This window comes from Myxacorys chilensis (assembly GCF_059505265.1).
Window position 1 is genome coordinate 1 of the sequence record NZ_JCACKG010000133.1, and the last position, 8,071, is coordinate 8,071.

At 48.8% G+C, this 8,071-nt stretch carries 6 protein-coding genes; 5 read left to right on the forward strand and 1 reads right to left on the reverse strand.

Annotation, left to right across the window (positions count from 1 at the left end; genetic code table 11):
* Positions 1 to 305: 305 nt before the first annotated feature.
* Positions 306 to 713 (reverse strand): hypothetical protein, encoded by a 408-nt coding sequence (locus tag AC5JLB_RS10175; protein WP_495873718.1) that lies wholly within the window; start codon positions 711 to 713, stop codon positions 306 to 308.
* Between the two features lie 304 nt (positions 714 to 1,017).
* Here AC5JLB_RS10175 and smc point away from each other — a divergent pair, with 304 nt between their 5' ends.
* The 5 genes from smc to AC5JLB_RS10200 all read left to right on the forward strand — a co-directional run bounded on the left by smc (position 1,018) and on the right by AC5JLB_RS10200 (position 7,672).
* A complete protein-coding gene (gene smc / locus AC5JLB_RS10180; RefSeq protein WP_495873719.1) occupies positions 1,018 to 4,716 on the forward strand; it encodes a chromosome segregation protein SMC in 3,699 nt (1,232 codons plus the stop codon).
* A 145-nt stretch (positions 4,717 to 4,861) separates the two neighbouring features.
* Positions 4,862 to 5,926: a PRC-barrel domain-containing protein gene (locus AC5JLB_RS10185; RefSeq protein ID WP_495873720.1), complete on the forward strand. Its 1,065-nt coding sequence runs from the start codon at positions 4,862 to 4,864 to the stop codon at positions 5,924 to 5,926.
* A gap of 90 nt (positions 5,927 to 6,016) precedes the next feature.
* Entirely contained in the window at positions 6,017 to 6,415 is a 399-nt protein-coding gene (locus tag AC5JLB_RS10190; protein ID WP_495873721.1) for a hypothetical protein, read from the forward strand.
* 133 nt (positions 6,416 to 6,548) lie between these two features.
* Positions 6,549 to 7,007, forward strand: coding sequence for a hypothetical protein (locus AC5JLB_RS10195; RefSeq protein ID WP_495873722.1), 459 nt, complete (start codon positions 6,549 to 6,551; stop codon positions 7,005 to 7,007).
* Positions 7,004 to 7,672, forward strand: a complete 669-nt coding sequence (locus AC5JLB_RS10200) for a hypothetical protein (RefSeq protein WP_495873723.1) — start codon at positions 7,004 to 7,006, stop codon at positions 7,670 to 7,672. The genes AC5JLB_RS10195 and AC5JLB_RS10200 overlap by 4 nt, the downstream gene beginning before the upstream one ends.
* Positions 7,673 to 8,071 lie beyond the last annotated feature (399 nt).

An 8,071-nucleotide genomic window follows, 5' to 3' on the forward strand; every position in this document is an offset into this window, starting at 1 on the left:
AGAAACTGGCTGCTCTTTTTGCGGTTTCCACCACTCTGTTTAGTCTAAACTCCAGTTATTGACTCAATGAGCCTGAAGGTTTGCCCTAACCGTCGCATCAGCTAGCACGAGGTGATGTTGAGTTGCTGAGACGGAAACTCAATCGCTAAATTGCCACCACTCTTAACGAGACTCTAGTTGACCAGCAGGCGATCGCGTCTGGATTTCAAACCCACCTAGCTCAGCCCGTCGAGCCAGCTACCCTGATTGCAGCGATCGCTCGTTTACATGGTCGGCAGGAAAGACCTTCCAGGTGAGAAGCGGGATTAAATAAAACGCTCCGCTTCTGGATCAAAGACGACAGCTTTTGGAAGCTCTTTCATCACTTTAAGCACCAGCACATAATCATCGAAATACTCTAAATCTGGATCGGCATCACAACTGATATCAAACCGGAACCCATAAGTGGCTAACGTGGATTGATCGGCGCGATCGCTGCCAAATAATTCCACAATGCCTTGAGTTTCTTCTAAAACGGTGGGAGAGGAATCTGCCCAGACGTACAGCGACCAATCATTAATAAACAGCGTCAGTTGAGATTCCTCTCGAAATACTTCGATTGCGCCGCTCTGTCCTGCTGGCGTTGAACCGAGCGCCGATCGCAGCTTCGCCTCAACTTGCTGAAGCGACACCGGAGTATCGGTTGGGAGTAACACCATTGCTGTGTATGACATCTAGAACGTTCTCACTCAACAATAAAGGCGATTTCTGAAAAAACTCGTGACAAGGAATTCTTTAGTTCCAATTCTTTAGTCTATAGAGGAAAGGGTTGCGAAAAATGCGTTTCCCTGTAGAATTGCACAAACTTACCAAACAAATCCTAGAGGCAGGGGCTTCGCTGTCAGCAAAGAATTTCAATTCGTGTAGATCATCCGTTCTAAGTATGTTATCAATGATAGAAATCACCCAATTTTCGTTCATAGCATCGGTTCGAGGCTACACTAAACACTGATTTTTACCGTTCTCTAACTATCGCCTGTGTACGTCAAGCGCGTTGAACTAACTAACTTTAAATCGTTTGGGGGCACGACGCCAATTCCGTTGCTGCCAGGGTTTACTGTGATTTCAGGCCCGAACGGATCTGGAAAGTCGAATTTGTTAGATGCGCTGCTGTTCTGTCTAGGTTTAGCAGGCTCGAAAGGCATGCGAGCGGAGCGATTGCCCGATTTGGTCAATCAAACGCAGAGCAGCAAAGGACGTTCAACCGTGGAAGCGATCGTCACGGCGACGTTTGATCTGTCAGATGAATTGGATGTTCTCAATGCATTAAACAACCCGAATGAAGAGAATGCGGATGTTTCATTAAATGATTCTAATGGTCATCTTACCAACGGCAATGGACACGCCTCGAAAGATCATGAGTTAAATGGGCACACAGATAAGAATGGCAATGGAAACGGCATCATTAACGCAGAGTGGAGCGTGACGCGGAAGCTCCGAGTCACACAACAAGGAACTTATACTTCAAATTATTTTATCAATGGTGAACCATGCACGTTAACTGAGTTACACGACCAGTTAAATCGATTGCGTATTTATCCCGAGGGTTACAATGTTGTGCTTCAGGGAGACGTAACCCGGATCATCTCGATGAATGGACGAGAACGGCGGGAAATTATTGATGAATTAGCAGGCGTAGCATCGTTTGATCGCAAGATTAATCAAGCCAAAGACAAACTTAATGCGGTTAAAGAACAAGAAGATAAATTTCGCATCGTTGAAACTGAATTGATTGCTCAGCGCGATCGCTTAGCGCAGGACCGGATCAAAGCCGAGAAATATAAGAAACTCCGGGCAGACGTGCAGGCAAAAGAACTGTGGGAAGTCGTCATTCGTTTCCAAGATGCAGAAAAGAACGTTAGAAAGGTCCAGGAGCAAATTGAGTCTGATGATAAGCAAACGATCAGTCTCACCGAACAATTAACCGTCTTACAAACCGAGATTGAGAAAACCTCTGTTGAATTAGAAAAGCTTAATGTGCTGGTGCGATCGCTAGGCGAAGAAGAACAGATTGCCATTCAGTCAACCTTAGCCACCCGTGAAGCAGAACTGAGGCAACTCCAGCGGCAAGCAGAAGATTTAACGGCGGCAAGAGCCGAATTAGCCAAAGGGTTAGCGCGATCGCAGCAAGACCTCAGTGAGCATTTGCAAATGCTAGAGTCTCTGACTCAAGAGCAACAGAGCGTGGGTTCGAGAGAACTTGCGATCGCCACTCAACACCGCGACACCGCTCGCCAAAATTTAGAACAAAAACGCGAGGAAGCGAGTCATTCTGCGGCGAGTGCAGAAGCGTGGGTACAAGAACAAACGCAACTTCATCACCAAATTGAAACCTTAACGAAAACGCTTGAACCTCAGCGTACCGAACAAGCGCGGTTGCGCGAGAAAACCGAGCAACTCGAACGCCAAGTCCAAGAGCAAGCCAACACGCTACAACAGGCGGAAGGGCAGCTTGCTCAGAAACAAACAGAATCTACCGATCTCACTGCTCAATTAGAGGCGCAGACCCATCAAGTCCAATCCTTTGCCCAAGCCGTTTCGGAAGCCGAAGGTGAATTAAAGCTTCAACAAGAAACTCAAACGCGATTGTTAAATGAACAACGAGAAAAACAACGCAAATTAGATAGATTAGAAGCGCAAGCGCAAGCCACTCAAGAAGCACAAGGCACACAGGCATCTCAAGTTATTTTGCAAATGGGATTGTCGGGCGTGTGTGGGCTAGTGGCGCAATTAGGACAGGTTGAACCGCGCTATCAGCTTGCTGTCGAGACGGCCGCAGGCGGACGATTAGCAAGCATCGTCGTGGAGGATGACGCGATCGCAGCGGCGGCGATCGAAATTCTCAAACAAAAACGCGCTGGACGCGCCACGTTCTTACCGATCAACAAAATTAGAGCGCCTCATATTCCCAACCTTTCGACTCAGCGATCAATGCGCGGCTGTGTGGATTACGCCGTTAACCTGATTGATTTTGAAGACAAGTACTACGACATTTTTGCTTACGTCTTTGGCACAACGCTAATTTTTGAAACGCTGGACGATGCGCGCCGCCATCTCGGACAGCACCGCATTGTCACGCTGACCGGAGAATTGCTGGAGGCGAGCGGCGCGATGACCGGAGGCAGTACGGGGCATCGCTCGTCATTAAAGTTTGGCACTGCTACTGCCGCCGAATCACCCGAAATTGTGTCGCTGCGATCGCGCCTCAACGAAATTGATCGCATTCTGGCGCATTGTGACAGCGCGATCGCTAAAGCCAGCGATCGCCAAAAAGAACGCACCCAAGGCCTGATTGAGGCGCGGCAACAACTCCGCGAACTCCAGATTAAGGCTGAGCAGACCAAAAAAGAACTCGGACAGCTTGAAAAGCAGCGCGATCTCCTCGCGCCACAGCTTAAAGCCAATCGAGAAGCCCTAGCGACGGCTCACCATCGACTGCAAGCGCTAGATACTGGAGTGCCGATTCAAGAACGGCAGCTAGACGAGATTCGTCAGGCTTTAGCAACATTAGAGCAGTCTCAAACGCACAGCGAATGGCAACACATTCAAGCTGGGTTGCGATCGCTAGAAGCTGACCTGAATGAGAAAGAACTCGCGCTCCGGGGAATCGAACAACGCATCCAAAGCCTCGAAACTCAGCGCCAGCGACTGCAAGAGAAGATCGAACAGGGACAAATTCGGGTTGGGGAGCAGCGATCGCAGCAAACCATCCAGCTTCAGCAGCAAACCGAAAACTCTGACCTGCAAGTTACCGTTCGGCAACAGGTTGTCGAATTGAGTGCCGCGATGTCCGCGCTTGATCAAAAACTAGGCGAAGAACGGCGCAAGCGAGATGCGATCGATCGTCAACTCCGAGATCAACAAACCAACCAGCAGCAACTGACCTGGCAACGCGATAAAGTCCATGAAACGAGTCAAGCCCGCCGCGCCGAACTGATCGAACTGCAAGAACAATTAGAAACCCAGCGTGCCGATTTGCCTGATCCCTTGCCTGAGATTCCAGCCGACGCCGATCGCAACTTGGGACAACTCCAGCACGAGATTCGCTCAATGCAGAAACGGCTTCAGGCGATGGAACCCGTGAACATGCTGGCGCTGGAAGAGTACGATCGCACTCAAGCCCGCCTCGAAGAACTGACCGAAAAATTAAGAACCCTAGAAGACGAGCGCACCGAACTGTTGCTTAGAATCGAAACGTTCACAACCTTACGCCGCCGCGCTTTTATGGAAGCTTACGAAGCCGTAGACATTAACTTCCAGGCAATTTTTGCGACCCTTTCTGAGGGCGACGGACGGCTGCAACTCGAAGATGCTGAAGATCCGTTCAATGGTGGACTCAATTTGATTGCTCACCCAAAAGGCAAACCCGTTCAGCGACTCGCTTCTATGTCTGGAGGCGAAAAATCTCTGACGGCGCTCAGTTTTATCTTTGCTTTGCAGCGCTATCGACCCTCGCCCTTCTATGCCTTTGACGAAGTAGACATGTTCCTAGACGGCGCAAACGTAGAGCGATTGTCTAGAATGATCAAACAGCAGGCACAGCAAGCGCAGTTTATTGTGGTGAGTCTGCGTCGTCCGATGATCGAATCGGCGCAACGAACAATTGGGGTGACTCAAGCACGGGGAGCCTATACCCAAGTCTTGGGGATCAAACTGCCGCAAAGTGCCCCTGTTTAGAGCATCGCTTAAACCATTTCTACCGAATCTTTCCGGTAGGGATTTCCGCTACCCTCAGATCGCATACCCGTAGGTATATGATGATGGGGTTCGGAACTATGATTTTAGTAATTAGATCAGATTTGTAAGCAGGATTCGGGACACAATGACAGAAGAATTTCGCCAACGCTCCGACATTCTTGGAACTCAGGTCATCACCCGCACCGCCGGAAAGCGACTGGGCGTCGTCAGTCAGCTTTGGGTTGATATCGATCGCCAAGAAGTCGTCGCCCTGAGTCTCCGCTCGAATCTGTTCTACGGCACGCCTCAGCCAATGATGCTCTCCAGCATTCGCCAAATTGGAGACGTAATTTTAGTGGATGATGAAGATGTGATCGAGGATGTTGATCTCGACATCTACAGCAACTTGGTTGGCTTCGAGGTGATCACCGAGACGGGCGAGTTGCTGGGCAAAGTGAGAGGCTTCCGGTTTGATATCGATAGCGGCAGGATTGATACGTTGGTGATTGCATCGATCGGGCTTCCCCTCATTCCTGATCAGATCGTTAGCACCTACGAACTTCCAATTGATGAAGTGATTAGCAGTGGCCCTGATCGGTTGATTGTGGTCGAAGGCTCAGAAGATCGGATGAGCCAAATTACGGTCGGTGTTTTAGAACGGTTGGGGCTTGGCAAAGCTCCTTGGGAACGGGAAGAAGAAGGTCAGTATCTTGCGCCCATTAAAACCGAGAATCAGCTGCCGTCAGGTCAACAAGTTCCGATCGCAGCGCCTCCTCGCTATGAACCCAGCTATGAACCTAGTGTCGAGGAACAAACGTGGGACGAAGACACCTGGGAACCGGAACCGATTCAGATGCGATCGCCAGAACCTCCGATGCGTCAAGCTGAACTCTATCCTCCTACGTATGAAGAGGACGACGAGGACGATAACTGGAGTGCGGCAAGTAATAGCGATGTCTACTCCCAAAGCGATCGCTACGAAGATGATCTCGAAGACGAGGAAGATTTCGTTGATGAAGATGTAGAAGACATTGAAGTTGACTTTGTAGAGATTCAGGAACCCGCTTCTCCGCCGCTTCAACTGGCTGAGCCTACTGAAGATCCGTGGGCCGACAAAACAGAGGATGATTACAAGCCTCAAGAACTGAAGCTGCCTGAGAAGCAGCCTGAGAAACAAAAAGAGCCAGAATACGAGGAAGAAGGCTACTAATCTTCAATTTCAATAGGCTTAACAAATCAGGGCTAAGACGTTTGACCTTCTGCCATACTGGAGAAGAGAACGTTTTGCCCTGATTTGCTTATGTTTGGTACATTTCAGCAGAGTAGCCTCCGCATTGAAGTTGATGCTTCCCAAGAAACATTGCGGAACGGATTGACCCATCCGCGTGAGTTGCAAAAATGGCTTTGGTTTGAGCGATTGTCTGCTGGGTTGCCCGATACATTGCAGCCTGGAGTGAAATTTACAGGTCAAATTGGCGCGATCGCAATCCAACACCAGGTCGAACTCGCTGAACCCAATCGGATTCGGTTCTTACTGAGCCAAGGCATTGATGGCTTCCATGAATGGGCATGGGGAGACGGCTGGGTGCAGTCGAGAATTGAAGGGATCTCGCTGTTGCCAATTAATTTGGGTCAGACCATCAGTTTGTTGAGCCTGAAGCAATATTTGGCGAGTCAAACTTCGCAAACAAATGCCTAAGAGAGGGAATTGAAGAAGTTACTGAGCGAACTAGGATGTGCGATCGTTTAGAGCTTGCGAAGCGTCTCTTTCAGAGTTTGCGCCTTGGGCAGTCAGGTGCATGAGCATTGTTAGGCAGGGTTACAATATGATCATGAAAGCAGCCCAACCAGATATTGTTGTAACAAGCCCAGATGGGGAGTATCTGATGATTGTTGAGGTAAAGCTCAACGATCACAATCAAAGCGCTGTTGATCAGCTCAGACATCTTATGGCGTCTATCGGCTGTTCAGTTGGGCTTGTCGTATCTGGTGAGCGTATCGTACTCCTCCGTGATTCCTTAGAGAAGTCAAATGGTGGGTCAATTGATGTAGTTGGTGAAGCGAGACTTCCAAATTCTTTTCTACCACCCGCAGACGAGCAATGGAAGGGAGAACCTGCTCTTGAGTTTGAATCTCAAGTTCAGCGATGGCTTGAGAAACTGAAGCTGACTTCCGGTGTAGGGAGTCTGCCAAATGACTTAAGAGAACTTCTTGGCGAGCCAATAATTAGCCTTCTCCGACTTGGTGAAGTTAGGGCTGCTAGTCCTAGATGGAGCAAAGTTGCAAGGTGACGCCCAAGGTTGTTTTAGTTGAAACAAACTGGGTGGTAGATGTTATTGCTCCAGCGCATTTGCAAAGTCCGCAGGCTATTCAGTTGCTTCTACGTGCTGAGGCTAGTGAGTTGAAGCTATATGTCCCTGCAATATGTTTAGCAGAAGCACGTGAAACTGTACCTCGACGATTTACCCCACGCTCTCGCTCGGAAGACTTACGTAAGTTTGTTAGATGGGCAAGAGATGAAGGTCGAGTGAGTGCTGAGGATGCGAAGGCAGCATTTCGGGTATTCGAGCAATTTGATGGGTTAGTCGCAAATGAACTAACGAAAGTTTCAGAGCGATTGGATGCTTTGGCGAAGCGTCCTGGTCTCAGCGTCTTTCCACTTTCAGAACCAATGCTAGAGCGCCAAGTATCTATTGGTGCAATGGATCTTTCTCTCAAGCCTTATGATTTAGCTGTTCTAGCAGCTGTGATAGTTAAGGCTGAAGAATTACAGCAAGAGGGACATCCCTGGGTTGGCTTTTGTGAATTAGACTCTGATCTTCAACCTTGGGACAAATCTGGTGCTCGAAAACCTGTTCTTAGCGATCTCTACGACAACGCCCGAATATGGGTATACGGCGACTTCTTGCTAGAAGAAATAAATGAGTTTTCCAATGGGTGGACTACTTCAACTTAGCAATTACTGCTTAGCGGTGACACGCAACGGCGGTAGACAATCTCAAATTTAGCAGCAATGGCTTTCGACCGTCCGTTGCTATGACAGCTTGCTGACTGCATCACGGAAACTCAAGAAAAATCAATAACCCTTACTTGACATCAATTCCTCTAGATTGCCAAAACTCGATACGTTCTCGGCTTGCTTTCTCAATTTTCGCTTGTCTCAAATTCTCATTTAGCACCTCTGCAATTTGCTTCCCCATGAAACTACTGTGGTTATCTCGCACACACTGCGCTGGCTGCAAAAGGCTGACGACTTCTGCTCCTAAACACTTCCACCACGTATGCTGCTGAGAAGAAAGATTGAAGTGACCCCTTTAGTTCGGACAGAAGCACAAAAGATTTAAGCGTATCTACT

Bases quoted from the DNA above. Each gene is read 5' to 3' on its own strand.
- AC5JLB_RS10175 (WP_495873718.1), bottom strand. From the start codon at position 713: ATGTCATACACAGCAATGGTGTTACTCCCAACCGATACTCCGGTGTCG.
- AC5JLB_RS10185 (WP_495873720.1), top strand. From the start codon at position 4,862: ATGACAGAAGAATTTCGCCAACGCTCCGACATTCTTGGAACTCAGGTC.
- AC5JLB_RS10190 (WP_495873721.1), top strand. From the start codon at position 6,017: ATGTTTGGTACATTTCAGCAGAGTAGCCTCCGCATTGAAGTTGATGCT.
- AC5JLB_RS10195 (WP_495873722.1), top strand. From the start codon at position 6,549: ATGAAAGCAGCCCAACCAGATATTGTTGTAACAAGCCCAGATGGGGAG.